Origin of the sequence: Rhizobium giardinii bv. giardinii H152 (assembly GCF_000379605.1) — a bacterium.
GTDB lineage: Bacteria > Pseudomonadota > Alphaproteobacteria > Rhizobiales > Rhizobiaceae > Pararhizobium > Pararhizobium giardinii.
Genome location: NZ_KB902724.1, coordinates 168,854 through 192,956, shown reverse-complemented (window position 1 = coordinate 192,956; position 24,103 = coordinate 168,854). Strand labels below are relative to the sequence as shown.

Below are 24,103 nucleotides of genomic sequence, written 5' to 3'. Positions count from 1 at the left end.
AGCCGACGATTTGCTTTCCATAACGGCGGCAGTCGCCGCTCGCTCGTCCTCCCGGCCACACTTTAGCTTCTTCTTATGATAACCGGAAGACCACCTCGAGTTTTCGGCTATCCGCGGCGCCACGGTGTCCGCTTGTTCTCATTAATTCGAAGATGCAACCGCTGCGATGCAGCCTTTGTCTCCCGCTGCTCGCCGAACAGCCAGTGGGCAAGCGAGACCACGTTGACGTAGTTCGGGCCGTACTGCGCCTGGGTATGCCACTCTGCATTCCTGCTCGCCAGGAGTTAGGGTGCGACTTCCCGGATCGCTCGCGCAAAGACGGGCAAAGAGCGCTCCACCATGCCGTCGTTTGCAGTTAAACTGATGCGCAGACGTCCAGGCAATTGGGCGACGCTGCCGGGCAGCACCCAGACACCGTCAGTCGCGAGACGTGCCGCAAAGGCCAAGTCGTCCGGTATTGGGGAGCGTGGAATGAGATAGAAGGTACCTTCAGGCACCGGCAGGTCGTATCCCGCTGCCCTCAAGCCTTCGACCATGCGATCGCGGCGCCGCGCAAGGGCTGCAACATCTATGCTGAGCTTCTCGAGATCAGGCAGTGCCCGCTGCAGGGTACGGCCTGCGAAAGCCCAACCGTGCGAAACCTGCGCCATGTCGACAGCCTCGCGCAGCCTTATACGATCGGCCTCGGGCATGTCCGCCCCGAGTGCGAGCCAGCCCAGGCGCTCGCCTGGCGCGAGCAAGGTCTTGCCGAAGGAATAGGCGATCAGCGTGTGCGGGTAGCTCTCGGCCGGACTGATATGCGCATGGCCGTCAAACACCAGTCGCGCATAGGGCTCGTCGGCAAGGAGATAGATCACCTTGCCAAACTTTTCCGACGCGGCCGCCAGCTTGTCGGCGAGCGCGTCGAGTTGAGCGCGGGGAAAGATGCGACCGGTCGGGTTGTGCGGCGTGTTGACCACCACCACGCGTGTGCGCGGGGTGATCGCCGCCTCGATCCTTTCGAGATCGAGGTCATAGGTTCCCGGTGTCAGGTCGACGGCGACGGGTGTCCCTGCCGCACCGCGAATCTCGGCACCATAGGCGAACCAGCCGGGACGCGGATAGATGACCTGGTCTCCCACCTCGATCACGGCGAGCAGCGCAGCCGCTATCGCGCCGAACCCTCCGCGGTGATAGCAATGTCGTCTGGCTTGTAGTCCCGGTTTCGCGCCTGGCTGAGAGAACGGGCCACCGTTTCGCGCGCCAGCGCGTCGTACTTTTTATAACCGAACCAGTGAACATCACGTGGCTCAACGTGGCGGATCAATGCATCGACAAATCCCCGCAGCGGCATTTCCTGCGGATTGCCGAACATGAAATCGCAGGCATCCGGCCCCAGGCCGTCGCCTTCCAGGACGTTTCGCGCAAAATCCATGACCGTGCGCATTTCCTCAGTGACGGCGAGCATTCGGCTGGACACGGTGGCGATTGGCACGACGCACCCCCTTGCTGAGGGCGCGCACGTCCCCTCGACAAAACCGCCCCTTTGCGTGAAATTACCATTTTTGACGGCATGCGCGTAGCAGCAAGTTCTTTTGCATTTTCCGATGCGCAATCTGCAGAGGACCGCTGTCTCCGAGTAGCGCCGTCAACAAAAAGGCCTCCACGCGGGAGGCTGCCATCTACGAATTTTCCCTTTTCAGGTTCAAGACCATTCGTCCTTGCCGCCAGCATTGTCGGTACAGTGTCCGTGGCGGCGACATCACTGCTCCTCGTATCCGCGACAATCCAGTCGGGAGCAACTCCGCCCTGACGCGCCAGCGTCATGACCTTCTCCTGCATCTCGTCGAGAGTCGTCGACCCGGTTCATAGCGTACAGACGTACCTCCTCCCGCCGATACCAGCGCCTTACTTCTTCCAGCTCATTGCCCTGTACTCATGCTCTGCTCCGGGGGTTACGGACTCGAACGCCGAACCCGCCGTGCGAAATGAGAACACCCCGGGCAAAAGCGTATGTCGCGGCACCGACCTTCTAAACGTGAGCTGATCTGCGGGGCGCGCTGCGGTCACCGTCGGCGGGAGGAGAAGAGATATTCATACGGGCGACGACAATTCACTCAAAGGGGTGAAAGGCTGTCTTCAAGCAAGGCATGAGGCAGGAATTTTGTTTGGCAAAGCTCGATCAAGCGAACGGGTCGACAAGGATTTCCATGTTGCAGCGCTTGACGTTCGAAGTTGATCGTTGATTTGTCTTAAAGACTTACAGGCTTTTAATGCAAAAGTGATTTAGAATACCACTTTGCGGATCTGCAGACTTTGGCCGTCGCAAGATTCGCCGCTCGCTGGAGGCCCGAACCTTCGACACCCCTGGCGCCGTCGAGATGGCCGCCGACGCAGGACGATGCCTATTACGAGAACTGTGGGCTGCACCGTGGGACCGGTGGCATGCTGCGGTGGAGCCGTACGCCACGGACTTTCGAAAAATTTCCTGCGATCGTGCTCTCTAGTGGCCGTTCACGAGCGCCAGTATCAGTTGGTGAATATTACCGCCATCACTGAGGTCCATACGGTCGAAATCCCGGCTTTGCTGTCGCTGCGCCCGGGAGAGCGCGCCAAGGCGTGTGGTCATTTCGGTCTTGATCTTCTTGCAATCGGGATCGGCGGGAACGGTGAGTCCGACGGTTGCGGCTTCGATCTTTTTCACCATGTCTTTTATGTGATCGCCATGCACCAGCTCATGTTTGTGGACCCCGGCACTGAATGCTTCCCAATTCTTCTTCGTGTCGACCGCTAATGGCTCGGATGGCTTTGGCAAAGTATAGGTGATGATGAGCTTCGGTCGTGCCGAAACGAGCACGCAGGCGTCACCCTGAACTTCGTATTTCCTGGTCCAGGTCAACTTGAAATTGGTGTGTGCGATGGCGCGTCCCAAACCGCCGGCCTTCGGCCCTCTCTCGCCAATCGAGGCATAGAGCTCGGCACCGCTCCTGCCGGCGATGGCATAGGGCTGGACTTTTTCGACTGCCTGCCACTCCGCACGCGTGTCCATCGGCGGGAATGCGAGGCAGGCTGCGAGCAGGCAAAGTCGGACGTCTATCTTCACGCAAATCCCCGCAAAACCGGTGCTTCGTCGGTCTCATGACTAAAGGACACGAAGACCGCGTTCAATCGTCCATACGCCGATTGTTGATTGTCAGCCGGAGATCGGAGCCGGCTATCGCGTTTCAACCGTGAGATGGGCCAGCTGGTGCACCGCCGCCAGACGCGCACGCATGGTCTCGCCATTAACCGCGCCCGTGACGCTGACAATGGCTGCGTGCGCTCCGGGGCCTACGCGCCAGATATGCAGATCGGTAATCCGGGCGTCACCCTTGCCTTCGACATGCGCGCGCACTTCGGCTTCAAGATGTATGTCAGCCGTATCCAGTAAAACCGCCGCCGTTTGCCGGACCAGCGACCACGACCAGGTGGCGATGACGATGGCTCCGACGATACCCATCACCGGATCCAACCACACCCAGCCCAGATAGCGCCCGCTGAGCAACGCGGCAATTGCCAGGACCGAGGTCAAGGCGTCGGCGATGACATGCACAAACGCCGCGCGCATGTTGTTATCATGATGATGGGCGCCGTGGCTGTGGTCGTGGCCATGATGATGATCCTGACCGGTATGCTGATGGCTATGCTTGTGGCCACCGCTCAGCAGCAGTGCGCTGGCGATATTGACCAGCAAGCCGATAACCGCAACCAAGGTTGCCTCGGTGAAGGCAACCGGGCGCGGTTCCATGAGCCGAACCACGGATTCGACGGCAATGCCGAGCGCAATAATCCCCAGGATCAAAGCGGAAGCAAAGCCTGCCAGGTCACCCACCTTGCCCGTTCCGAAGCTGAACCGCCTGTCGCGAGCGTGCCGTCTGGCAAAGGCATAAGCCCATGCCGCGATTGCGAGAGCCCCCGCATGCGTCGACATATGAAAACCATCCGCCAGGAGCGCCATGGAATTGAACATCGAGCCTGCAATGATCTCGCCGACCATCATGACCGACGCGAGCACCACGACCCAAAGGGTTCGCCTGGCATTTGTGTCATGAGAATCGCCGAGATAGCTATGCTCATGGGTAAGAGGGCCGATGTCACCGAGTCCGGTCATAGCGTGGCATTCCCTATCTGGCGTAGCGACGGATCACAGCAGCGAGTTCGTCCGCTCCTTTCGCGCGCGCCGCCCCGTCGAGATCGGGATGGGCCACATGTTCACGCAAATGATCCTCGATAATTTCGTCCATCAATCCGTTGATCGCACCGCGGGCGGCGGCGACCTGCTGGAGAACAACCGCGCATCCGGTCTCCGTCTCAAGCGCCCGCTCGAGCGCCGCAACCTGTCCGGCGATGCGCCGGACCCTGGCGATGAGGTGACCCTTGTTGGTTTTCGTGTGAGACATACTATACTCCTATATAGTATATTTCGACCTTCAGCAAGGCGGCGGTCCATTGCGCCCGGTGGCGCGCCGCCTCCTAACCAGGAGCGTTCACGCGTCAACACAACTCTGGTGGCCATTCGGTGCGGTTGAAATGTTAACGCTGTTCTATCACCTTGCGAAAACTTCAAGCTGGCCGCAGAAGATCCGCAAGTCCAACTTCTACCGAGAACTCTGGTGAGGAAGCGGCAGCCCGGCTACAAGGCTGCGAGAAACTGCTCGACGGCTACCCCCCGTCGGGTCTTCGATGCTCAAGATGACAACAGATGACGGGGAAAAGCGGAGGCAACCGAGTGACAAGCAACATCTTGGAACCGGGCGACGGCCGAAGGTCGATCCCGGCGGGAATCTGGGTGCTCGGCTTCGTGTCGATGCTGATGGATATTTCCTCAGAGATGATCCATGCCCTGCTTCCGGTCTATATGATCTCAGTGCTCGGAACGTCGGCGCTTACCGTGGGCATTATCGAAGGCATCGCGGAAGCGACCGCTTCGATCACCAAGGTGTTTTCCGGAGCGCTCAGCGATTGGCTCGGCAAGCGCAAGCTCCTCGCCGTCCTCGGCTATGGCCTTGCCGCCGTCACCAAACCGATCTTTCCGCTCGCACCAACGGTGGGTTGGCTGGTTGCTGCGCGTTTTATCGACCGGGTAGGCAAGGGCATTCGCGGCGCGCCGCGCGATGCACTTGTGGCCGACATCGCTCCACCCCATCTGCGTGGCGCCAGTTTCGGCCTGCGCCAATCGCTCGACACGATCGGCGCCTTTCTCGGGCCGCTTCTCGCCATCGGCCTGATGTGGCTGACGGCGGATCACTTCCAGGCGGTGTTCTGGGTCGCTGTCATTCCGGCGTTTCTGGCCGTTGCGCTCTTGGCCGTCGCGGTGAAGGAGCCGAAGCGGCCTGAAGGATTGCGCCGCGTCAGCATGCCGTTGCATCGCGACGAACTTGTCCGCCTCGGGCCGACCTTTTGGTGGGTCGTCGTCGTCGCCACCGTGTTTACCCTTGCCCGTTTCAGCGAGGCGTTCCTGCTGCTGCGGGCTCAGTCCGACGGTCTGCAATTGATGCTCATTCCGGCAGTCCTTGTCGTGATGAACATTGCCTATGCCCTGTCGGCCTATCCCGCCGGAGCCTTGTCGGACCGCGTAAACCGGGTGGCGATGCTGGCAATCGGCCTTCTCCTGCTTATCGCGGCGGACGTGCTGCTCGCGTTCGTGCCCGGCATCCCCGGCCTGATCGCCGGCGTCGTGTTGTGGGGGCTGCACATGGGGTTCACGCAGGGACTGTTCGCAACTTTGATTGCCGACGCCGCGCCGGCCGAGCTTCGCGGGACCGGCTACGGCATATTCAACCTCGTTACCGGGCTGGCTCTGCTGCTTGCCAGCGTCATTGCCGGTGTGCTGTGGGATATGGTGGGGTCGCAGGGTACATTCCTGGTTGGCGCCGCTTTTGCTCTTTTTGCGCTGATCGGGCTGGCGCTTCTGGGCCGCCGGTTACGTGGCGTTCCCGCATAGTGTCTCAACTCAGGTCTTCAAATAGCTTATGACGGCGTCGGCGATCAGCGTCTTGTGCCGCTGCGCCGTTGCGGGCTCCGACAGATCGCGACGGAAGATCGTTCCGAAGGTGTAGCGGTTCGACACCCGGAAGAAGCAGAAGGCGCTGATCAGCATGTGGATGTCGATCGGGTCCGCGTTGCGGCGGAACACGCCCTGCGCAACGCCGCGATCAAGAATTGCCGCAATCGTCTCAATCACCGAAACGTTGAGTTCGCGGATGGCTTCGGAACGCAGCATATGCGCGGCGTGATGGATATTTTCAATACTGACAAGTCGCACGAAATCGGGATTGGTCTCATCATGATCGAACGTGGAGGATATCAGCGTTCTCAGAGCCTCCTCCGGCGCGAGGCTCGATAGTTTCAGGTCCTCTTCGAGCGTGCGGATTTTCCGGTACGAGCGCTCGAGAACAGCAAGATAGAGCCCCTCCTTGCTGTCGAAATAATAGTAGATCATCCGTTTGGACGTTCGGGTCTTCTCGGCAATCGCATCTACGCGTGCACCGGCGAGACCATGGGTGGCGAACTCCTCGGTGGCGACAATCAGGATATCTTCCTTCGTTCGCTGTGGATCGTTTTTGCGTCCGTTTTCTCGCGCCGCCATTCCTAGCTGTTTCTCCCCCGCCACAGTCCTGATTTTCAACGCGAAAGATAAAAACCCGACGCGTCGCACGAGGGCTCCATTCCCGCGTACTGCCCACAGTCTTATTGAGCTTGGCGATGTCTTTCAAGAGATCGCACTTGACATCCGAACTAGTTCGTACATTTTAAAGACAGACGGCGAAAGCTTGGAGGAGTGATCGTCGGATCCGCCTTGCTATAAGCCTGTCCTGACCGATGAGGACCTTGAAGACCGCGAGACGGTAACCGCTTGGGAGGAGCGAATGGTCCGGATAATCGAATTCTGTTTTCTGGCGGTGAAGGCCGCGATGGCGCTGCTGCTTGCCGGCATGGTCGTGCTGGTTTTCGGCAATGTCGTCCTGCGCTATGCCCTAAACACCGGCATCACCTATTCCGAAGAACTTTCGCGTATCTTCTTTGTCTGGCTGACCTTCCTTGGCGCCGTCGTCGCCATGCGGGAGCATGCCCATCTCGGCGTCGACTCCCTGCTTCGGCGGCTGCCTCCCCTTGGCGCGAAAGCCGCGGTCCTGGCTGGCCACGCGTTGATGCTGTGGGCAACGTGGCTGATGATCAGTGGAAGCTGGGCACAGGCAGTGATCAACCTGCATGTCGCAGCACCCGCCACCGGTATCTCGATGGGCGTCTTCTACGGTGCCGGGCTCGCTTTCGGCATTCCCGCGTTCCTGATTATCCTTTGGGACGCCTTTGCAGTCGCAACCGGCCGGATCGACGTAAAGACCGCCGAGTTGGTGCGCGACAGCGAAGACCAGCTCGCTCTCGACGACCATGCTGCTGCGGCGCTGGTCCAGCCCGTTGTGAAACACTGAGGAGCGCGCCATGACAGTCACGATTTTCCTCGGAGCCCTGCTTGGCCCCATGGCGCTCGGCGTGCCGATTGCGTTCGCACTGATCATCAGCGGCGTTGCCTTGATGATGTATCTCGGCCTGTTCGACGCACAGATCGTCGCGCAGAACGTCTTGAACGGCGCAGACAGCTTTCCGCTGATGGCAGTGCCGTTCTTCCTTCTGGCCGGTGAAGTCATGAACACGGGAGGTCTGTCGCGCCGCATCGTCGAACTCGCCATGGCCATGGTCGGCCATATCCGCGGCGGTCTCGGCTTCGTGGCGATCTTCGCGGCCTGTATTCTTTCGAGCCTGTCCGGCTCGGCGGTGGCGGACGCGGCCGCACTCGGCGCGCTGCTGTTCCCGATGATGCTGAAGTCCGGCCACGATCCGGCACGCACCGGCGGCCTGCTCGCTTCTGCGTCCGTTATCGGCCCGATCATCCCGCCCTCCATCGGCTTCATCCTGTATGGCGTGGTCGGCGGTGTTTCGATCACGAAGCTGTTCCTCGCGGGCATTTTTCCAGGGCTGATGATTGCCGCAGCACTCTGCGCCACCTGGATGATCGTGGCCCGCAAGGAGCAGTTCGCCTTGCCGGCGAAACAAAGCGGTGCGGTGCGGCTGAAGGCATTCCTCGACAGCATCTGGGCGCTGATGCTGCCGCTGATCATTATCATCGGGCTGAAGTTCGGAGTTTTCACGCCGACGGAAGCCGGCGTCGTCGCAGCAGTCTACTCTCTCTTCGTGTCGATGGTGATCTACCGCGAACTGCCGCCCGCCAAGCTGTTCCACGTCTTTGTGGCCGCAGCGAAGATTACCTCGGTCGTGATGTTTCTGGTCGCCTGCGCCGCCGTTTCGGCCTGGCTGATCACGGTCGCGGACGTCCCGGGCGATCTGGCAAAGCTCGTCGAACCGCTGATGGACAATCAGACGCTGCTGTTGCTTGCAATCATGGGCCTGGTCGTCCTCGTCGGCACCGCGATGGACATGACGCCGACCATTCTGATCATGACGCCCGTCTTGATGCCGATCATCAAGCAGGCGGGCATCGATCCGGTCTATTTCGGCGTCCTGTTCATCATCAACAACGCAATCGGCCTCATCACGCCACCGGTCGGCACTGTCCTCAACGTGATCTGCGGCGTTTCCAAACTGACCATGGAAGAGCTGATGAAGGGCGTGATGCCTTTCCTGATCGCCGAACTCGTCGTGCTGCTGCTGCTCGTTCTGTTCCCGCAACTGGTGACCGTCCCGGTCTCCTGGTTCGGACACTAATGCCTGCAAATTCAACTGGCCGATGGGAGAACCAGGCCAAATTCGGGAGGAAGACATGTTGAATAAACTGATGAAACTGGCCCTTGGCCTTGCCATACCCTTCTCATTGCTGACCGCCGGTCCGGCGCTTGCGGAAATCCGCGAGCACCAGCTCAAATTCGCAGCCGCCAACAACAAGGGCCACCCGCAGGTGACCGGTATGGAAAAATTTGCCGAACTGGTCTCGGCAAAGAGCGGCGGCAAGATCGAGGTCAAGCTCTTCCCCGGCGGTGTGCTGGGCGGCGACGTGCAGACCGTCTCGGCTCTGCAGGGCGGCGTGATCGAGATGACGGTGCTGAACGCTGGCATTCTCGCCGGCAATGTAAAAGAGTTCGGCGCTGTCGATCTTCCCTTCCTCTTCAACAATGGCGAGGAAGCCGACAAGGTGATGGACGGCGCTTTCGGCACCGGCCTGATGGAGCGTCTGCCCGACACCGGCCTGGTTGGCCTTGCCTATTGGGAGCTCGGTTTCCGCAATCTCACCAACAACCGCCATCCGGTCACCAAGCTTGAGGATATCAAGGGCCTAAAGATCCGCACGATCCAGTCGCCGATCCCGATCGAACTGTTCAACACCCTTGGCGCCAACGCAGTGCCGCTGCCCTATACGGAGCTCTACACCGCGCTCGAAACCGGCACGGTGGATGGCCAGGAAAACCCTGCTGCCAACATCCTCAATGCGAAGTTCTACGAAGTGCAGAAGTACATGACGGTCACCCGTCACCAGTACAACCCGCAGATCGTCCTGATCAGCAAGAAGTTCTGGGACGGTCTGAACGACGAGGAGAAGGCTGTCTTCCAGTCGGCCGCCACAGAGGCCCGCGACTACCAGCGCAAGGTCTCGCGCGAACTCGACGCGAAGGCAATCACGCAGATCAAGGCGACCGGGATGGAAGTCAGCGAACTCTCCGCTGAAGAGACACAAAAACTGCGTGATGCGGTCAAGCCGGTGGTCGACAAGTTCAGCGCTGAAATCGGTGCCGATACCGTCGCTGCCCTGTTCAAGGAACTTCAAACCCTGCGTGGGCAGTAAGCTTGTCGCCGGCCCGCCCAACCCGCGGGCCGGCATTTCCCGATCAATGGAACCAGTTGTGATGACCGAGACACTCCTCAAACCGTTGACGGCCGGATTGATCGGCGCCGGCATCCAGGCGTCGCTCACCCCTGCCATGCATATGCGCGAAGGCGCAGCACAGGGCATGTCCTATGAATATGAGCTGATCGATCTCAACCAGCGCGGCGCAACGCCCGCGGATCTGCCACAACTCTTGCGGGACGCGGAACTCAAGGGCCTTGCCGGCCTGAACATCACCCACCCTTGCAAGCAACTGGTCATCCCGTTTCTCGATGAGCTTTCAACCGAGGCCCGCGATCTTGGCGCAGTCAACACCGTCGTGCTGAAGGGCGGCCGCCGATGCGGCCACAACACCGACTGGTGGGGTTTCGCCGAAAGCTTTCGCCGCGGCCTGCCCGATGCGGACCTGTCGTGTGCCGTACAGCTAGGCGCCGGCGGAGCCGGTGTGGCGACCGCCTATGCAATCCTTTCGCTCGGCCTCAAATCGCTCCGGGTTTACGACCGGGAGATGGATCGCGCAGATGCACTTGCCACGAGCCTGTCGGTCCTGTTCCCGAATGCGGACATTCGGGCTGAGGCCGATCTGGCCCGGGCGATGAAAAAGGCGGCCGGACTGATCCACGCGACGCCGACAGGCATGGCTAAATATCCCGGCTTGCCCCTTCCGGCTGCCCTGCTCGAACCCCGCCACTGGGTTGCGGAGATCGTCTACTTCCCTTTGGAGACCGAGCTTCTGGCGGAGGCCAGGCGGCGCGGATGCAAAACGCTCGACGGCGGCGGAATGGCCGTTTTCCAGGCTGTCGGCGCCTTCCGGCTGTTTACCGGGCGCGAGCCGGATGCTGCCCGCATGCTCACCCATTTCAAGGCACTCACAGCCTGATCACCGAACGTCAAGGAGAACAGGATGAAGACCTCGATCGCCACCGTCTCGCTCAGCGGTGATCTCAAGGATAAGCTGGACGCCATCGCGAAGGCCGGCTTCGACGGTGTCGAGATCTTCGAGAATGATTTCCTGGTGTTCGACGAAAGCCCCCGGCAGGTGGGCCGGATGGTGCGCGATCATGGGCTGGAGATCACCCTGTTCCAGCCGTTCCGCGATTTCGAGGGCATGCCTGAGCCGCTGCGCAGCCGCACCTTCGATCGCGCCGAGCGCAAGTTCGACCTGATGCAGGAAATGGGCACCGACCTGGTGCTCGTCTGCTCGAATGTCTCGTCGGCCGCGATCGGTGGGCTCGACCGTGCGGCGGCGGACTTTCATGAGCTTGGCGACCGGGCCGCCAAACGCGGCCTTAAGGTCGGCTATGAGGCGCTGGCCTGGGGTCGCCACATCAACGACCATCGCGATGCCTGGGAGATCGTCCGCCGCGCCGATCACCCGAACGTCGGCCTGATCCTCGACAGCTTCCACACGCTGTCGCGCAAGATCGACGTCAACTCGATCCGCTCAATCCCGAAGGAAAAGATCTTCATCATCCAACTCGCGGACGCGCCGCTGATCGACATGGACCTCTTGTACTGGAGCCGGCATTTCCGCAACATGCCGGGCGAAGGCGACCTTCCTGTACTCGATTTCATGAATGCGGTGGCGGCCACCGGTTACGACGGCTATCTGTCGCTGGAAATCTTCAACGACCAGTTCCGCGGCGGCAATGCCAACGCCATCGCCGTCGACGGCCGCCGTTCGCTGGTCTATCTCGGCGACCAGGTGCGGCGGGCTGAACCGGAAAGCGCTCTTGCCGTACCGGAAATGCCGGCGCGAGTTGCCGTCGAGGGCGTGGCCTTCGTTGAATTCGCTATCGATGAGGCCGAAGCGCCCCAGCTGGAAGCGCTGATCGCGACACTCGGATTCCACAAGGCGGCGAAGCACAAGACCAAGAGCGTCACGGTCTTCCGTCAGGGCGGCATCAATCTTGTCGTCAACACGGAACGCCGCGGCTTTGCCGCCTCCTCTTATCTCGTGCATGGGACGTCCGCCTATGCCATGGGTCTGCTCGTCGGCGACGCGCAAGCGGCGCGAAGTCGCGCGGTGGCGCTTGGCGCCGAACCATTCGACCAGCCGCTGGACCCCGGCGAAATCGAAATGCCGGCGGTCCGGGGCGTCGGCGGCGGCATCGTCTACTTCCTTGACCGCAAAAGTGCGCTTGCCCGCATCTGGGATGTCGAGTTCGAGCCTGTTGCCGATACATCAACGGTCGCACCAGCCGGCCTGGAAGCGATCGATCACGTCGCCCAGACCATGCAATATGACGAACTGCTGACATGGCTGCTCTTCTACACATCCTTGCTGGAGGCCCACAAGACGCCGGTTGTCGACATCGTTGATCCCTCCGGTATCGTGCGCAGTCAGGTCGTGGAAAACGCCGCAGGATCGCTGCGCATCACCATGAACGGCGCCGAGAACCGCAACACGCTCGCCGGCCGCTTCATCGCCGAGACCTTCGGCTCCGGCATCCAGCATCTGGCTTTCAGGACAAACGATATCTTCGCAACGGCCGCGGCGCTTTCGGCAAACGGTTTTGTCTCGTTGGCGATCTCGCCGAACTACTACGACGATCTTGAAGCACGCTTCGGGCTCGAAGCGCGGATGAGCGAGCGGCTGCGGTCACACAACATTCTCTACGACCGGGACGAGCACGGCGAGTATTTCCAGCTCTATAGCCCGACCTTCGCGGAAGGCTTCTTCTTCGAGATTGTCGAGCGCAGAGGGTATCGCGGTTACGGCGCGGCAAACGCGATCTTCCGCATCGCGGCGCTGCGCAAACATCTGAGGCCCGCGGGAATGCCACGCGCCTGATGCATTTCCTGGGCTTGGTCCTGCTTGTGGCCCGTTGAGAAGACAAACTCGCCGGCCGGGCTTGCTTTTGCCTGAAGAGGGGAGAACCCGCCCTTTAACCAGTGAGCTTGTAGCCGTCCTCGCCGTCTACCTCGCCGAGCGTGGCGTAAGATTGGAGCCCGAAAGCTCGGGCCGGACCCGGTTCCGCACTCGGACTAAATCCCGTCCAATCAGCCCGCCGCACAGGCGGGTCGAATCGATGGAAAAGACAGCATTCACAACAATGTTGTAAATGCTGTATTTTGGATGTCGAGGCGCTATAGTCACGTTAGTACATACACCCTAGGAGACAAGCATGTCCCGCAACGTTGGTTCCTATTCTACAAGCGATCTTTCTCGAAAATCCGGCGATATCATCGCCGAGGCGTTGCGCCATCCGGTCACGATCACGCAACGCAACAAACCGCGTCTCGTGCTGCTCAACATTGATGACTACGAACGGCTTATGCGGCAGGCCGATGCTCGTACAGTTGGCACGCTCGGAACCATGCCGCGCGAACTGTTCGAGGAATTCGAGGCCGCTGTCGACGCCTATGCGGAGACCGACGAGGCCAGCCGATGAGGGGATATGATGACATCCAGACCGCGACGGTCATCCGCTATCCCTATCTTTGGGCGAGGGAGGCAGGCAAGGGCGAGACTGAGGGGCGTAAGGATCGCCCGGTTGCCGTTGGTGTGAGGCTGCCGCGACCTGACGGTGATCTGGTTCTGTTTTTCCCGATCACCACGAAACTGCCGGAGAAGACACGTTTCACCGCGGAAATACCAGCCATCGAGAAACGGCGGGCCGGCCTCGATGCAGATCTGCGGCTCTGGATCATCCTCGATGAATTCAACAGCGATATCATCGGCCGCTCCTTTTACCTTGAGCCGGAACCACCTACCGGTCGGTTCAGCAAGGCCTTCTTCCTTCCCCTTCTCCGCGAGTTCATCGCGCGCCGCAAGTCGATTAACGAAATCAGCCGTTCCAGATAATGCCCCCCGGGAAAGTCGGCCCCGCCGGAGCGGGGAGACCAAGCGGCGGTTGAGCGCGGTGGGCCGTCTCTTCGGGGGGCACCCACGATGCGCAACGACTTCGATCTTCATCGGCGAAGGAAAACGTCAGACGCCGCGCTTGTTGCCCCAGAGCAGCACGTGCAGTTGCGGTAGCACGCGCACCTCAAACCAGCGGTCTTCCGTCACCTTGTCAACCAGCCAGAGCATCCGGTCCATGATGCCATCGACATCGACCTTTGCATCGTCGTCATCGGGCGGCGGCGGGGTGTGGTTGCCGGGCTGAAGGTAGACGGGGAGATCGGGATGGCGCGCGGCGGCCGCGCGGGCGTAGAGGTAGTCTCGATCGTCGAAGACAACGACTTTCAGTGCAATCTGCGGCTTTTCCGCAGCCATTCGCAAACAGGCGTCGAACGCATCCCAATCCGTTTCCATGCCGCTTGAGGGCGGTTTCGGGCTCAGCACAAGAACGTCGAGATCGGCGAACCAATCCTTCGCAATGCTGCCTTGCGTCTCCAGCGCGAAGCGATAGCCCTCGCGGTGTCCGCGCTCGATGAGCGGACCGAGCGGCTGGATCGCCGGGTTGCCGCCTGACAGCGATACCGTCAGCGGCCTGTTGCTGGCAAGCCGGGTCACCTCCTGCCAAATCTCGTCGGCCGACATCGGGCGCCATTGATCGCGATAGTCACTGTCGACCGCATGCAGCGTGTCGCACCACGAGCAGCGGTAATCACAGCCGCCGGTCCGGACAAAGACTGTGGGCAGGCCGATCAGGACGCCCTCCCCCTGGATCGTCGGCCCGAAGATTTCGCTGACGCGGATGTGCGTCTCGCGGCCTGCGGTCATGACCTGTATTCCGCCCAGGTTTTAGGCGTTTCGCTGACGCGAACGGCCGAGGTTTCCGGCAGGCGCTGCTTGCACCAGTCAAAGAAATGTTTCGCCAGCCATTCCGACGTCACCCGGTCGTGGCCGAGAACGTCGTTCAGATGCCGATGGTCGAAACGCTCATCGATATAGTGCTTTAGCGGCGCGAGTTCGTGATAGTCCCTGACGAAACCGTTTTCATCGAGCTCATCAGCCGAAAGCTCCACCTCGACGATATAGTTGTGTCCATGCAGACGGGCGCATTGGTGATCGGCCGGCAGGTGGGTCAGCTGATGCGAGGCCGAAAAGTGAAATTCCTTGGTGATGCGGAACATCATTTCACCTCTTCGGCGCAGAAGCCGGCTGTGGCCGCCAGCCAGAAATCGGGATCTTCGTACTCAGTCGGATCGTCGACCCCCGCGAGATGGAAAGCCTCTCGTCGTTCGACGCAGGTTCCACAACGGCCGCAATGGCGCGTACCACCCTTGTAACATGACCAGGTGTCCGCAAACGGCGTGCCGTTCTTTGCACCATCCGTGACGATGTCCGCCTTTGAGATTGTGACGTAGGGTGCATAGAGCGTGACGCTGGCGTAACCGTCGAGCGCCTGGTTCTGCATCGCCTGAAACGCATCGATGAAGCCCGGCCGGCAGTCGGGATAGATGAAATGATCGCCGCCATGCACGGCAACAGCAACGGCATCGGCCTTCTGAGCGGCGGCAAGACCGAACGCGATGGCGAGCATGATCGCGTTTCGGTTCGGAACGACGGTGGCTTTCATCGTTTCCTCGGCATAATGCCCGTCCGGCACGTCGACATCGTCGGTCAGCGCCGAACCGGTGAGATGGTTGCCGATATTCCGGATGTCGATGATCTGATGCGCGACGCCCAACCGTTTGGCGCAGTTGGCGGCGAAATCCAGTTCCTTGCGATGCCGCTGTCCATAATCGAAGGACAGAAGGCCAATAAGCTGATGTTCCGCGGCGACTCTATGGGCAAGCGAAATGGAGTCTAATCCGCCGGAGCAGATGACGATGGTTTTCATAGTATGGGATCCCTTGTTTTGACCGGGTGGGCTGCGACCGGATTTCCGGTGACTTCTAGCGCAAACCCGCCCCGCTGTGAAGGGGCGCGCCTGTTGTAGGAAGACACGGAACTTGTCCCATGGACGTGGCCGCGGCGACAATTTTTCGGATATCGTGGGAGGCGTGGAGAGAGCTCGGAGCCGAGTTCGATCCCGACGCAGCACGGCCGTCGGACACCGGATTCATGGTGGCGATCTCTTCACGCCTGCCGCGTTGACAGCGAAGGCGATCGAACAGATCAGATCGCTGACGGAGCAAGCGCTTTTCCACCAGTATCAGAAATAAAAAACGTCCGATCCGGCCATAGGACTGACTGGCAAGTCACCTTTGAACGGCAGCGCTCGAGGAGCTACTCCGCGGCCGGGGCGGCGACAGAAAGTGCCAAATTTTTTACGGTTCGCCTCGGGGCTCAGCATCGATCAGGACACGTTCGGCGGCCCCGTCAAGATCATCGTACTGCCCCGTGCGCAGGGCCCATAGAAAGGCGCCGAGACCAAGAGCTCCCAGAAACAAGGCGATGGGAAGGAGGTAGACCAACGTTGCCATTACAGTGCGCTCTCCCTGGCTCTTGGAGTAGACCTGCCAAAGGCCGGCCATAAAACTGAAGGACCTCTCTTCCTGGCACGAAGCCGCAGCGCGTTGCCAATGACGATAAGCGATGATCCGGACATGGCGATGGCCGCAATCAGCGGCGTGACAAAGCCGAGAATGGCGATCGGAACTGCGATCAGGTTGTAGAGGATGGCCAGCGCGAAATTCTGCCTTATCAACCGGTCAGCGTTGCGAGCGATCTCTACCGACAACGGCACCGCCATCAGGCTATCACGTAGAAAGACGAAATCGGCCGCGTTGCGACCGATGTCGGCTCCTGTCGCGGGCGCCATGGAGACATGTGCCGAAGAAAGTGCCGGCGCATCGTTCAAGCCGTCTCCAACCATCAGCACCCTCTTCCCGGTTGTACGGAGCTTGGCGAGACGATCGACTTTCCCGCTCGGCAGGACCGACGCATTGAACATGCTGATGGATAACAGCCGAGCGACCTGCGCGACCGCCGGCGCCTTGTCGCCAGAGAGAATCTCCAGCGACAGGCCAGTCCCGGCCAGTTCACGAACGGCAGCCTTTGCATCGTCGCGAAGGCTATCGACGAAATCGAACGAGGCGCGCAAGGCACCATTGATGCTAAATGCGGTTCCAGCTGGTAAATCCTCGCTCTCCCCCCCTTCCAGGGCCCAGGACATCCGGCCGAGCCTGCAGCGCCTGCCATCAAGGGTCGCCTCGATACCAAGGCCTGGATGCTCGACGACATTCTCATACGGCACCCGCTTGCGTGACCGCACGGAAAACGCCGTATCGATTGCGACGGAAGCTGGATGACGGGAAAAAGCGGCGAGGCTTGCGGCCATCGTCAGGTCGTGTTCCTCCAAAAATGTCACATCCCGCAGCCCCGGTCGCCCCATGGTGAGCGTCCCGGTTTTGTCAAAGACGACTGTATCGATTTCGGCCAGCCGCTCCATGGCTGAACCGTCCTTCACCAGGATGCCGTTTTCGAAAAGTCGGCGGGCGGCGACCACCTGAACGATCGGCACTGCAAGACCGAGTGCACATGGGCATGTTATGATCAGCACGGCAGTCGCGACCGTGATCGACAGGTGCCAGTCTCCGGTGGCGGCCATCCAGCCGAGAAAGCTGAGGAGTGCAGTTACATGCACGACAGGGGAATAGAGCGCCGAAACCCGGTCGGCGATGCGCCGGTAAGCACCTTTGCCCTGCTCGGCAGCCTCCATCAGCCGCACCATCTCGGCGAGAAATGAATTCTTGGCTGCGGCGGTGACCTCGATGGTCAGCGGACCTGTGAGGTTTTGTACCCCGGCCAGAACGGCGCAGCCGGGTTCGATGCCCTGCGAGCCGCTCTCTCCCGTCACCAGCGAGCAGTCGAGGTCTGAACGACCCTCAACGACGATCGCGTTTACGGGGATGCGCTCGCCGGCCGCAATGAACAGCCGCATGCCGGGCTCGATCTCTGCCAAGGCTGTGTAACTGCGCCGGCCGTCCGGCGCAATGACGATGGCCCCGCGGGGAGACAGGCGAACAAGCCCGCTGACGGCGGCTCGCGCACGATCGCGCATAAGATGATCGAGCGTCCGGCCAATCAGGAGAAAGAACAGCAGCGAAACCGAGGCGTCAAAATAGGCATGGTGCCCGTGGGTGATCGTCTCGTACAGGCTCATCGAATAGGCGAGCGTAACACCGAGCGAAATCGGCACATCCATGTTCATGCGCCCGTGCCGCAACGCATTCCACGCGGAGCGAAAATAGATCCTTCCGGCAAAGGCCATAACTGGAACCGCGATGAGGGCTGACAGCCAATGAAACAGGTCGCGCGTCGGGCCATCGGCTCCCGCCCAGACAGAGACCGACAGAAGCATGATATTGCCCGTCGCAAAGCCGGCGACAGCGACGGCGGTGATCAATTCAGAGAGAGTTCCGTCCTTCTCGGGCGTAAAGTCGTCGGCAAGGTGAACCGGATAGCCGAGGCGCGCCAGCGTTGGGACGATGCCCGGAACAGCACTGCCACGCCAGTTCACCGAGACCCTCTTTGTCGACAGATTGACGCGGACGCTTTCGATATTCGCTAGCTGGGACAGACTGTTTTCGATGGCCTGGATGCAGGCGGCGCAATGGACGGAGGGCACAGCCAAATCAATCTGGCTCAGCCCGTTGCCAAGCTGCCGGCGCGCCAGCAATATCTCGTCATCGGAAGGACCCGCGCTTTTTGCCCGTTCCATGTCAAGCATCATGTCGATGGCAGGCGCGCAGCAGCTCATTGGATCACTCCGCCGCTGATGGTAACGCGCCTGACCTCAGCATAGGGGCGTGACAGACCGATGTCGCTTTCGATGGTCACGATCCAGACACCGTCGCGCAGGCCGTGGCGTCCGGAAAAAGTCTTGCCGTCCGGCGACGCAAGGTCAATCGACCAGTCGGCCGCTTCATAAACGGGATGGCTGAAAGAAGCGCGGGCGGATGCCATCTTCATCGCCTTGCCTTGCGCATCCACCAGCGCGTAGGTGATCTCGTCCTGGCCGGCCGTCAGCGTACCCTTGTAACCAAGGGCCAGTTGCTCACGGCTTTCCTTGAGCCTGCGGTTGAAGTCCTGGCCGGCGACGTACGAGTTTTTGACCACGAGGCCGGACCATGAAGACCGCGCGAGGCTTGCCATGGCAACGTTGACGGCGATGATGATGGCGAAGAATGCAATCATGATGACCAGCATGTGCATTCCGGTGAACGTCCGCGGCACATCGTTTCTGATTTTCATTGCGCTGTCTCCGGTGCGTTGAAGGTTGCCGTGTAGTCCGCACGTTCGCCGCCAGCACTGTCTTCGATGATGAACTTAAATTCCTGAAGGGGGCTGGCCGCCTGCCCTGCGGCTTGTCGGACGAATACCTTGATCGTCTTCAACCGGTCGGGCTCAAGTTCGATATCGAATGCCCCTCCTTCCGGATTGCCACTCCCCAGCATCGACATGGACGCTGCAGGAAGAGACCCCGTCAAGGAGAGCCGTACGTTGCGCTGCCGCGGCACCATGTTGAGGAGTTTCAGTGTGTAACCGTTTCGGATGGAGCCGTCGGACAGCACGACGAACTGAGGATTTCGGTCGTGCAGAACGTTCAGTTCCAGCCGGTTACGGGTCAGCAGCGCATAGACCATGAATAGGCCTATAGCGCTCCAGACGCCCAGATAGATCAGGGTTCGCGGCCGGAAGAGCTTGCGCAGGCTGATGTGTGCCACCTTGCTGGAAAGCCGGCCGTCCGGATCGCGGACAAGAGCCGGATTGACCGGGCGGGTGCCTCCAGCGGTGGCAAGCGCCATATTGGCGTTATAATCGTTCAGGGTCGTGTAGGAGATCAGCCCGCGTTCCTTGCCCAGTTTGTCCATCACGCCGTCGCAGGCGTCGATGCACAAGGCGCAGGTGATGCATTCGAGCTGCTGCCCATCACGAATGTCGATGCCCATCGGGCACACGGCAACGCAGGCGTTGCAATCAACGCAGTCGCCGATGCTTTCGCCGGCCAACGCCATCCTTTTGGCATGGCGCGATCGCGGTTCGCCCCGCCAGTCATTATAAGTGACTGTCAGCGACGTTTCATCGAGCATGGCCGCCTGAATGCGCGGCCAAGGGCACATGTAGGTGCAGACCTGCTCCCGCATCAGCCCCCCGAACATATAGGTGGTCGCGGTCAGGATGGCGACGGTCATGTAGGCGGAGGCAGCCGCCTCGCCTGTGACGAAATCGGCGACGAGTTTCGGCGCGTCGGCGAAATAGAAGATCCAAGCGCCGCCCGTCGCGACGGCGATGCAAAGCCAGATGGTATGCTTGATCACCCGGGTCGCTACCTTGGTAAACGACCACGGTGCGGCATCGAGCTTGATCCGCGCGTTGCGATCCCCCTCGATCGCACGCTCCACAACGAGGAACAGATCAACCCAGACGGTTTGCGGACAGGTGTACCCACACCAGGCGCGTCCGACCGTCGAAGTGACGAGAAACAGCCCGATCCCAGCCATGACCAGGAGACCTGCCACGAAGAAAAACTCCTGCGGCCAGATCTCGATGAAGAAGAAGTAGAAGCGGCGGTTCGCCAGATCGATCAGTACAGCCTGATCCGGCGCGAACGGACCGCGGTCCCATCGCAGCCACGGCGTCAAATAGTAGATGCCGAGCGTGATCGCCATGACGATCCATTTGAATCGGCGAAAGTCACCCGAAGCCCGCTTTGGAAATATCTTGCGGCGCGGCGCATAGAGGGGCTGGCGAGTCCTGGCTGAATTGACGGCGTCCGCTTCCAGCCGAATGATTTCGCTTTGATCCTGCATCTGGGCACCAGTTTTCAAAAAGGTTTGCGTCATCGACACGCATGCATCAATTGACGTGCCCACCATGCGGAAACGATGTCCGACGCGCCTTGATCAAAATCAAAGCGCGTCGGACATGTTCGTCACTCGCTACCCCCGAGCGAGTGGACGAATACGGCAAGCTCTTTGACCGCCGTTTCGCCGAGGCGATCGCCCCAGGCCGGCATGACGCCCATCTTCGGAGACTTCACTTGGGCTGCAATCGCGGCCTCGCCGGAGCCATTCAGCCAGATGGCGTCGGTCAGATCGGGTGCTCCGAGCTCGCGATTGCCCTTGGCATCTGCGCCATGGCAAGCCGCGCAGTTGTCAGCGAAGATGACCGCACCGTGCGCAATATTGCTTTGCTCGGCAGCCGCGCCGGTGAGGCTGGCGACGTAGCTGCTGACTTCTTGGATCTGTTTCCGGTCAAGGACATCCGCGAAGGCGGGCATCACGGAATCGCGCGTTTGGCCGTCACCTGCAAATCGGACGCCATGGTTGATCGTCTGCTGGATCGCGTCCGCCTTTCCTCCCCATAGCCAGTCATCGTCGTTCAGGTTCGGATATCCAGACGAGCCTTGGGCACCCGATCCATGGCATTGGACGCAGTTCACCTTGAACGCCGCGCCTCCGGCCGAGACTGCGATCGAGCGCAGTGTCTCATCAGCGAGGATGTCATTGATCGTCTTGCCCTTGATCAACTCCACATAGCTGCCTCTGATGGCGTCCGCAGCGGCCATGTCCTGGACCACCTCTGCGCGGCTCGAATATCCGAAGAGACCTTTGGTCGAGGAGGTAAGAAGGGGCCATGCCGGATAGGCGATGGTATAGGCGAGTCCCCAGAAAATTGTCGCATAGAACGTCCATACCCACCACCGCGGCATTGGATTGTTCAGCTCGCGTATTCCATCCCACTCGTGGCCGGTAGTCGAAACGCCGGAAATCTTGTCGATATGTTTGTCGCTCATGTCAGTCATCCTTCAGGGGGATGCGGGCAGCTTCGTCGCTCAGCACCTTGCTGCCGGGACGGAAGGCGAAGATCGAGGCGCCGATGAAAAACAGCAGCATTGCGAGAAGCCCCCAGCTATCCGCAAATGTCCGCATGATGTGATAGTCCATTGCGGCCCCCCTTACCGGTCAGCACCGGTTTCAACGTAGGTTTTGAAATCGACGAGCGTGCCTAGCATCTGGAGATAGGCGATCAGGGCGTCCATCTCGGTAAGCTGCTGCGGGTCGCCGTCGAAATCGCCGACCTTGGCCTTCGGGTATCGGGCTTCGAGCCCGGACGTATCGGCGTTCGGATCGGCCTGTGCCCTCACGTCCGCGCCGGCATTGTCGATCATCTCCTGCGTGTAGGGCACGGCGACGGCTGCATTCGCCTTGAGATGCGAGGCCATATTCCCGACATCGAGCGGCGTCGTTTTCAGAAACGCGTAGCTCGGCATGATCGATTCCGGCACCACGGCACGCGGCTCGATCAGGTGCTGGGCATGCCACTCGTTGGAATACCGGTCGCCGACACGCGCAAGGTCCGGCCCGGTTCGTTTGGAACCCCACTGGAACGGATGATCGTACATGGATTCCGCCGCCAGGCTGTAATGTCCGTAGCGTTCCACTTCGTCGCGGAAGGGCCGGATCATCTGGCTATGGCAGACATAGCAACCCTCGCGGACGTAGATGTTGCGGCCGGCAAGCTCCAGCGGCGAATAGGGCCGAATGCCTTCGGCTTTCTCGATCGTGTTCTGCAGGTAGAACAGCGGAGCAATCTCGACGATACCGCCGATCGTCACGACCAGAAGAGAACCGACGAGAAGCAGGGTTGCGTTGCGTTCGATAATCGCGTGTTTGTCCAACAATGACATGGATGTCCCCTATTCTGCAGGCTGCATGGCGGGAATCGCGCCGCCGATGGGCTCTTCATCGCGTTGATAACCGAGGATCGTCATGGCGACGTTCCATGCCATGATCAGCGCTCCCGTCAGGTAAAGCCCGCCGCCGAGCGCGCGGATCAGATAGTAGGGATGCAGCGCTGCAACGCTTTCGACGAAGGAGTAGACGAGGAAGCCTTGCTCATCATGCTCGCGCCACATCAATCCCTGCTGGATGCCAGCTACCCACATCACCGCCGCATAGATCACGATGCCGAGCGTTGCGCACCAGAAATGCCAGCTTACCATCCGCATCGAATAAAGCCTTTCGCGGTTCCACAGCTTCGGCACCATGTAGTAAAGTGCCGCAAAGGCGATCAGGCCGTTCCAGCCGAGCGCGCCGGAATGGACGTGGCCGATGGTCCAGTCTGTGTAGTGAGACAGGGAGTTGACTGTTTTGATCGACATCATCGGCCCTTCGAAGGTCGACATGCCGTAGAAGGCGATGGCTGCGACCATCATACGGATGATCGGGTCGGTTCGCAGCTTGTCCCAGGCGCCCGATAGCGTCATCAGACCGTTGATCATTCCGCCCCAGGACGGCATCCACAACATGATCGAGAACACCATGCCGAGCGTCTGTGCCCAGTCCGGAAGCGCGGTAAAATGCAGATGGTGCGGCCCCGCCCAGATATAGAGGAAAATCAATGCCCAGAAATGGATGATGGACAGGCGATAGGAATAGACGGGGCGGTTGGCCTGCTTGGGCACGAAATAATACATCATACCGAGGAAGCCAGCCGTCAGGAAGAAGCCGACCGCGTTGTGACCATACCACCACTGCGTCAACGCATCCTGTACGCCCGAGAAGGCCGAGTAGCTCTTGGTGCCGAGTAGAGACACCGGCATCGACAGGTTGTTGACGACGTGCAGCATTGCGACAGTGACGATGAAGGAAAGGTAGAACCAGTTCGCCACATAGATGTGTGGCTCCTCACGCTTCAGAATGGTGCCGAGAAAGACCACCAGATAGGCAACCCAGACAATGGTAAGCCAAAGGTCGACATACCACTCCGGCTCCGCATATTCACGGGCCTCCGTTATCCCGAGCAGATAGCCGGTCGCTGCCATAACGATGAACAGTTGGTAGCCCCAGAAAACGAACCAGACGAGATCGCCGCCGAACAGGCGGGCCCTGGACGTCCGCTGCACCACATAGAAAGAGGTCGCCAGCAGTGCGTTGCCGCAGAAGGCGAAAATCACCCCCGAAGTGTGCAGCGGCCGCATCCGGCCGAAATTGAACCATGGTTCGATGTTGAGTTCTGGATAGGCGAGTTGCAACGCAACAACGACGCCGACCAGCAGACCAACGACGGCCCAAAACATGGTGGCGATGACGCCATAGCGAATCGGCTCATCCATGTAGGCGGACCGGTTGATGACAGGCGCCGGTTCGAAGGTCGTGCGGCGCAAAAGCACGACCACCGATATCAGCAATACGAAAAACAGAACCCACATGTGACTGGCAAAGGCCGCGTCATATGTAAATCCGGCAGCGAGCAGCACCAGGAATGTGGCGACGCCCAGCCCGATGATGGCGGAACCGTGCTTCATTGAATTTTCCCCAAAAGCATGTCTGGGGTCACATGTCTCGCATCGGAGAGGAAAATGCTTTGATCTATGTCAAGGTTGGTGCCGCGGATGTCGG

25 protein-coding genes are annotated in these 24,103 nt (G+C 60.3%); 8 read left to right on the top strand and 17 right to left on the bottom strand.

What is annotated here, in order from left to right:
• Nucleotides 1-284: 284 nt before the first annotated feature.
• From A3AY_RS36500 to A3AY_RS0129450, 5 genes are all read right to left on the bottom strand, one after another.
• Nucleotides 285-1,130: an aminotransferase class I/II-fold pyridoxal phosphate-dependent enzyme gene (locus A3AY_RS36500; protein ID WP_051108435.1), complete on the bottom strand. Its 846-nt coding sequence runs from the start codon at nucleotides 1,128-1,130 to the stop codon at nucleotides 285-287.
• A 17-nt stretch (nucleotides 1,131-1,147) separates the two neighbouring features.
• Nucleotides 1,148-1,474: a hypothetical protein gene (locus tag A3AY_RS37215; protein WP_154663348.1), complete on the bottom strand. Its 327-nt coding sequence runs from the start codon at nucleotides 1,472-1,474 to the stop codon at nucleotides 1,148-1,150.
• 1,008 nt (nucleotides 1,475-2,482) lie between these two features.
• On the bottom strand, nucleotides 2,483-3,082 hold the full coding sequence (locus A3AY_RS0129460; RefSeq protein WP_018329264.1) for a DUF922 domain-containing Zn-dependent protease: 600 nt from the start codon (nucleotides 3,080-3,082) through the stop codon (nucleotides 2,483-2,485).
• A gap of 111 nt (nucleotides 3,083-3,193) precedes the next feature.
• Nucleotides 3,194-4,129 (bottom strand): CDF family Co(II)/Ni(II) efflux transporter DmeF, encoded by a 936-nt coding sequence (dmeF, locus tag A3AY_RS0129455; RefSeq protein WP_018329263.1) that lies wholly within the window; start codon nucleotides 4,127-4,129, stop codon nucleotides 3,194-3,196.
• Nucleotides 4,130-4,142: 13 nt separating this feature from the next.
• Nucleotides 4,143-4,418 carry a metal/formaldehyde-sensitive transcriptional repressor gene (locus A3AY_RS0129450; RefSeq protein ID WP_018329262.1) on the bottom strand — a complete coding sequence of 92 codons (276 nt, stop codon included), beginning with the start codon at nucleotides 4,416-4,418 and terminating at the stop codon, nucleotides 4,143-4,145.
• Between the two features lie 329 nt (nucleotides 4,419-4,747).
• Between A3AY_RS0129450 and A3AY_RS0129445 the strand changes: the two genes are divergently transcribed.
• Nucleotides 4,748-5,962, top strand: a complete 1,215-nt coding sequence (locus A3AY_RS0129445) for an MFS transporter (RefSeq protein WP_018329261.1) — start codon at nucleotides 4,748-4,750, stop codon at nucleotides 5,960-5,962.
• Between the two features lie 9 nt (nucleotides 5,963-5,971).
• On the opposite strand, the gene A3AY_RS0129440 is transcribed toward A3AY_RS0129445, so the two are convergent.
• Entirely contained in the window at nucleotides 5,972-6,607 is a 636-nt protein-coding gene (locus A3AY_RS0129440; RefSeq protein ID WP_018329260.1) for a TetR/AcrR family transcriptional regulator, read from the bottom strand.
• Between the two features lie 280 nt (nucleotides 6,608-6,887).
• Between A3AY_RS0129440 and A3AY_RS0129435 the strand changes: the two genes are divergently transcribed.
• The 7 genes from A3AY_RS0129435 (at nucleotide 6,888) to A3AY_RS0129405 (ending at nucleotide 13,664) form a co-directional block, all read left to right on the top strand.
• Nucleotides 6,888-7,451 (top strand): TRAP transporter small permease, encoded by a 564-nt coding sequence (locus tag A3AY_RS0129435; protein WP_018329259.1) that lies wholly within the window; start codon nucleotides 6,888-6,890, stop codon nucleotides 7,449-7,451.
• A 10-nt stretch (nucleotides 7,452-7,461) separates the two neighbouring features.
• Nucleotides 7,462-8,742: a TRAP transporter large permease gene (locus A3AY_RS0129430; RefSeq protein ID WP_018329258.1), complete on the top strand. Its 1,281-nt coding sequence runs from the start codon at nucleotides 7,462-7,464 to the stop codon at nucleotides 8,740-8,742.
• Nucleotides 8,743-8,797: 55 nt separating this feature from the next.
• Nucleotides 8,798-9,814, top strand: coding sequence for a TRAP transporter substrate-binding protein (locus tag A3AY_RS0129425; RefSeq protein WP_018329257.1), 1,017 nt, complete (start codon nucleotides 8,798-8,800; stop codon nucleotides 9,812-9,814).
• A 61-nt stretch (nucleotides 9,815-9,875) separates the two neighbouring features.
• Nucleotides 9,876-10,736 (top strand): shikimate dehydrogenase, encoded by an 861-nt coding sequence (locus A3AY_RS0129420; RefSeq protein WP_018329256.1) that lies wholly within the window; start codon nucleotides 9,876-9,878, stop codon nucleotides 10,734-10,736.
• A 24-nt stretch (nucleotides 10,737-10,760) separates the two neighbouring features.
• Complete coding sequence (locus A3AY_RS0129415; RefSeq protein ID WP_018329255.1) at nucleotides 10,761-12,650, top strand: bifunctional sugar phosphate isomerase/epimerase/4-hydroxyphenylpyruvate dioxygenase family protein; 1,890 nt, start codon at nucleotides 10,761-10,763, stop codon at nucleotides 12,648-12,650.
• A 334-nt stretch (nucleotides 12,651-12,984) separates the two neighbouring features.
• Nucleotides 12,985-13,251 (top strand): type II toxin-antitoxin system prevent-host-death family antitoxin, encoded by a 267-nt coding sequence (locus A3AY_RS0129410; protein WP_018329254.1) that lies wholly within the window; start codon nucleotides 12,985-12,987, stop codon nucleotides 13,249-13,251.
• Nucleotides 13,248-13,664, top strand: coding sequence for a hypothetical protein (locus A3AY_RS0129405; protein ID WP_018329253.1), 417 nt, complete (start codon nucleotides 13,248-13,250; stop codon nucleotides 13,662-13,664). The genes A3AY_RS0129410 and A3AY_RS0129405 overlap by 4 nt, the downstream gene beginning before the upstream one ends.
• A gap of 126 nt (nucleotides 13,665-13,790) precedes the next feature.
• On the opposite strand, the gene queE is transcribed toward A3AY_RS0129405, so the two are convergent.
• From queE to ccoN, 11 genes are all read right to left on the bottom strand, one after another.
• Nucleotides 13,791-14,528 (bottom strand): 7-carboxy-7-deazaguanine synthase QueE, encoded by a 738-nt coding sequence (gene queE, locus A3AY_RS0129400; RefSeq protein ID WP_018329252.1) that lies wholly within the window; start codon nucleotides 14,526-14,528, stop codon nucleotides 13,791-13,793.
• Nucleotides 14,525-14,884: a 6-carboxytetrahydropterin synthase QueD gene (gene queD, locus A3AY_RS0129395; RefSeq protein WP_018329251.1), complete on the bottom strand. Its 360-nt coding sequence runs from the start codon at nucleotides 14,882-14,884 to the stop codon at nucleotides 14,525-14,527. The genes queE and queD overlap by 4 nt, the downstream gene beginning before the upstream one ends.
• Nucleotides 14,881-15,591: a 7-cyano-7-deazaguanine synthase QueC gene (gene queC, locus A3AY_RS0129390; RefSeq protein WP_018329250.1), complete on the bottom strand. Its 711-nt coding sequence runs from the start codon at nucleotides 15,589-15,591 to the stop codon at nucleotides 14,881-14,883. The genes queD and queC overlap by 4 nt, the downstream gene beginning before the upstream one ends.
• A 430-nt stretch (nucleotides 15,592-16,021) precedes the next feature.
• A complete protein-coding gene (gene ccoS, locus A3AY_RS0129380) occupies nucleotides 16,022-16,177 on the bottom strand; it encodes a cbb3-type cytochrome oxidase assembly protein CcoS (RefSeq protein WP_018329248.1) in 156 nt (51 codons plus the stop codon).
• A complete protein-coding gene (locus A3AY_RS0129375; RefSeq protein ID WP_018329247.1) occupies nucleotides 16,177-18,456 on the bottom strand; it encodes a cation-translocating P-type ATPase in 2,280 nt (759 codons plus the stop codon). Before A3AY_RS0129375 ends, ccoS begins: the two co-directional genes overlap by 1 nt.
• A complete protein-coding gene (locus tag A3AY_RS0129370; protein WP_018329246.1) occupies nucleotides 18,453-18,950 on the bottom strand; it encodes a FixH family protein in 498 nt (165 codons plus the stop codon). Before A3AY_RS0129370 ends, A3AY_RS0129375 begins: the two co-directional genes overlap by 4 nt.
• Nucleotides 18,947-20,509 carry a cytochrome c oxidase accessory protein CcoG gene (gene ccoG / locus A3AY_RS0129365; protein WP_018329245.1) on the bottom strand — a complete coding sequence of 521 codons (1,563 nt, stop codon included), beginning with the start codon at nucleotides 20,507-20,509 and terminating at the stop codon, nucleotides 18,947-18,949. Before ccoG ends, A3AY_RS0129370 begins: the two co-directional genes overlap by 4 nt.
• 122 nt (nucleotides 20,510-20,631) lie before the next feature.
• Nucleotides 20,632-21,495: a cytochrome-c oxidase, cbb3-type subunit III gene (gene ccoP / locus A3AY_RS0129360; RefSeq protein ID WP_018329244.1), complete on the bottom strand. Its 864-nt coding sequence runs from the start codon at nucleotides 21,493-21,495 to the stop codon at nucleotides 20,632-20,634.
• Between the two features lies 1 nt (nucleotide 21,496).
• Complete coding sequence (locus A3AY_RS0129355) at nucleotides 21,497-21,646, bottom strand: CcoQ/FixQ family Cbb3-type cytochrome c oxidase assembly chaperone (protein WP_018329243.1); 150 nt, start codon at nucleotides 21,644-21,646, stop codon at nucleotides 21,497-21,499.
• Between the two features lie 11 nt (nucleotides 21,647-21,657).
• The gene (gene ccoO, locus A3AY_RS0129350; protein ID WP_018329242.1) at nucleotides 21,658-22,389 is read right to left on the bottom strand and encodes a cytochrome-c oxidase, cbb3-type subunit II; all 732 of its coding nucleotides are present in this window, start codon (nucleotides 22,387-22,389) and stop codon (nucleotides 21,658-21,660) included.
• Nucleotides 22,390-22,398: 9 nt separating this feature from the next.
• A complete protein-coding gene (gene ccoN, locus A3AY_RS0129345; RefSeq protein ID WP_018329241.1) occupies nucleotides 22,399-24,009 on the bottom strand; it encodes a cytochrome-c oxidase, cbb3-type subunit I in 1,611 nt (536 codons plus the stop codon).
• Nucleotides 24,010-24,103 lie beyond the last annotated feature (94 nt).

Bases quoted from the DNA above. Each gene is read 5' to 3' on its own strand.
- dmeF (WP_018329263.1), bottom strand. From the start codon at position 4,129: ATGACCGGACTCGGTGACATCGGCCCTCTTACCCATGAGCATAGCTAT.
- A3AY_RS0129450 (WP_018329262.1), bottom strand. From the start codon at position 4,418: ATGTCTCACACGAAAACCAACAAGGGTCACCTCATCGCCAGGGTCCGG.
- A3AY_RS0129440 (WP_018329260.1), bottom strand. From the start codon at position 6,607: ATGGCGGCGCGAGAAAACGGACGCAAAAACGATCCACAGCGAACGAAG.
- A3AY_RS0129435 (WP_018329259.1), top strand. From the start codon at position 6,888: ATGGTCCGGATAATCGAATTCTGTTTTCTGGCGGTGAAGGCCGCGATG.
- A3AY_RS0129430 (WP_018329258.1), top strand. From the start codon at position 7,462: ATGACAGTCACGATTTTCCTCGGAGCCCTGCTTGGCCCCATGGCGCTC.
- A3AY_RS0129425 (WP_018329257.1), top strand. From the start codon at position 8,798: ATGTTGAATAAACTGATGAAACTGGCCCTTGGCCTTGCCATACCCTTC.
- A3AY_RS0129420 (WP_018329256.1), top strand. From the start codon at position 9,876: ATGACCGAGACACTCCTCAAACCGTTGACGGCCGGATTGATCGGCGCC.
- A3AY_RS0129415 (WP_018329255.1), top strand. From the start codon at position 10,761: ATGAAGACCTCGATCGCCACCGTCTCGCTCAGCGGTGATCTCAAGGAT.
- A3AY_RS0129410 (WP_018329254.1), top strand. From the start codon at position 12,985: ATGTCCCGCAACGTTGGTTCCTATTCTACAAGCGATCTTTCTCGAAAA.
- A3AY_RS0129405 (WP_018329253.1), top strand. From the start codon at position 13,248: ATGAGGGGATATGATGACATCCAGACCGCGACGGTCATCCGCTATCCC.
- queE (WP_018329252.1), bottom strand. From the start codon at position 14,528: ATGACCGCAGGCCGCGAGACGCACATCCGCGTCAGCGAAATCTTCGGG.
- queD (WP_018329251.1), bottom strand. From the start codon at position 14,884: ATGATGTTCCGCATCACCAAGGAATTTCACTTTTCGGCCTCGCATCAG.
- queC (WP_018329250.1), bottom strand. From the start codon at position 15,591: ATGAAAACCATCGTCATCTGCTCCGGCGGATTAGACTCCATTTCGCTT.
- ccoS (WP_018329248.1), bottom strand. From the start codon at position 16,177: ATGGCAACGTTGGTCTACCTCCTTCCCATCGCCTTGTTTCTGGGAGCT.
- A3AY_RS0129375 (WP_018329247.1), bottom strand. From the start codon at position 18,456: ATGAGCTGCTGCGCGCCTGCCATCGACATGATGCTTGACATGGAACGG.
- A3AY_RS0129370 (WP_018329246.1), bottom strand. From the start codon at position 18,950: ATGAAAATCAGAAACGATGTGCCGCGGACGTTCACCGGAATGCACATG.
- ccoG (WP_018329245.1), bottom strand. From the start codon at position 20,509: ATGCAGGATCAAAGCGAAATCATTCGGCTGGAAGCGGACGCCGTCAAT.
- ccoP (WP_018329244.1), bottom strand. From the start codon at position 21,495: ATGAGCGACAAACATATCGACAAGATTTCCGGCGTTTCGACTACCGGC.
- A3AY_RS0129355 (WP_018329243.1), bottom strand. From the start codon at position 21,646: ATGGACTATCACATCATGCGGACATTTGCGGATAGCTGGGGGCTTCTC.
- ccoO (WP_018329242.1), bottom strand. From the start codon at position 22,389: ATGTCATTGTTGGACAAACACGCGATTATCGAACGCAACGCAACCCTG.
- ccoN (WP_018329241.1), bottom strand. From the start codon at position 24,009: ATGAAGCACGGTTCCGCCATCATCGGGCTGGGCGTCGCCACATTCCTG.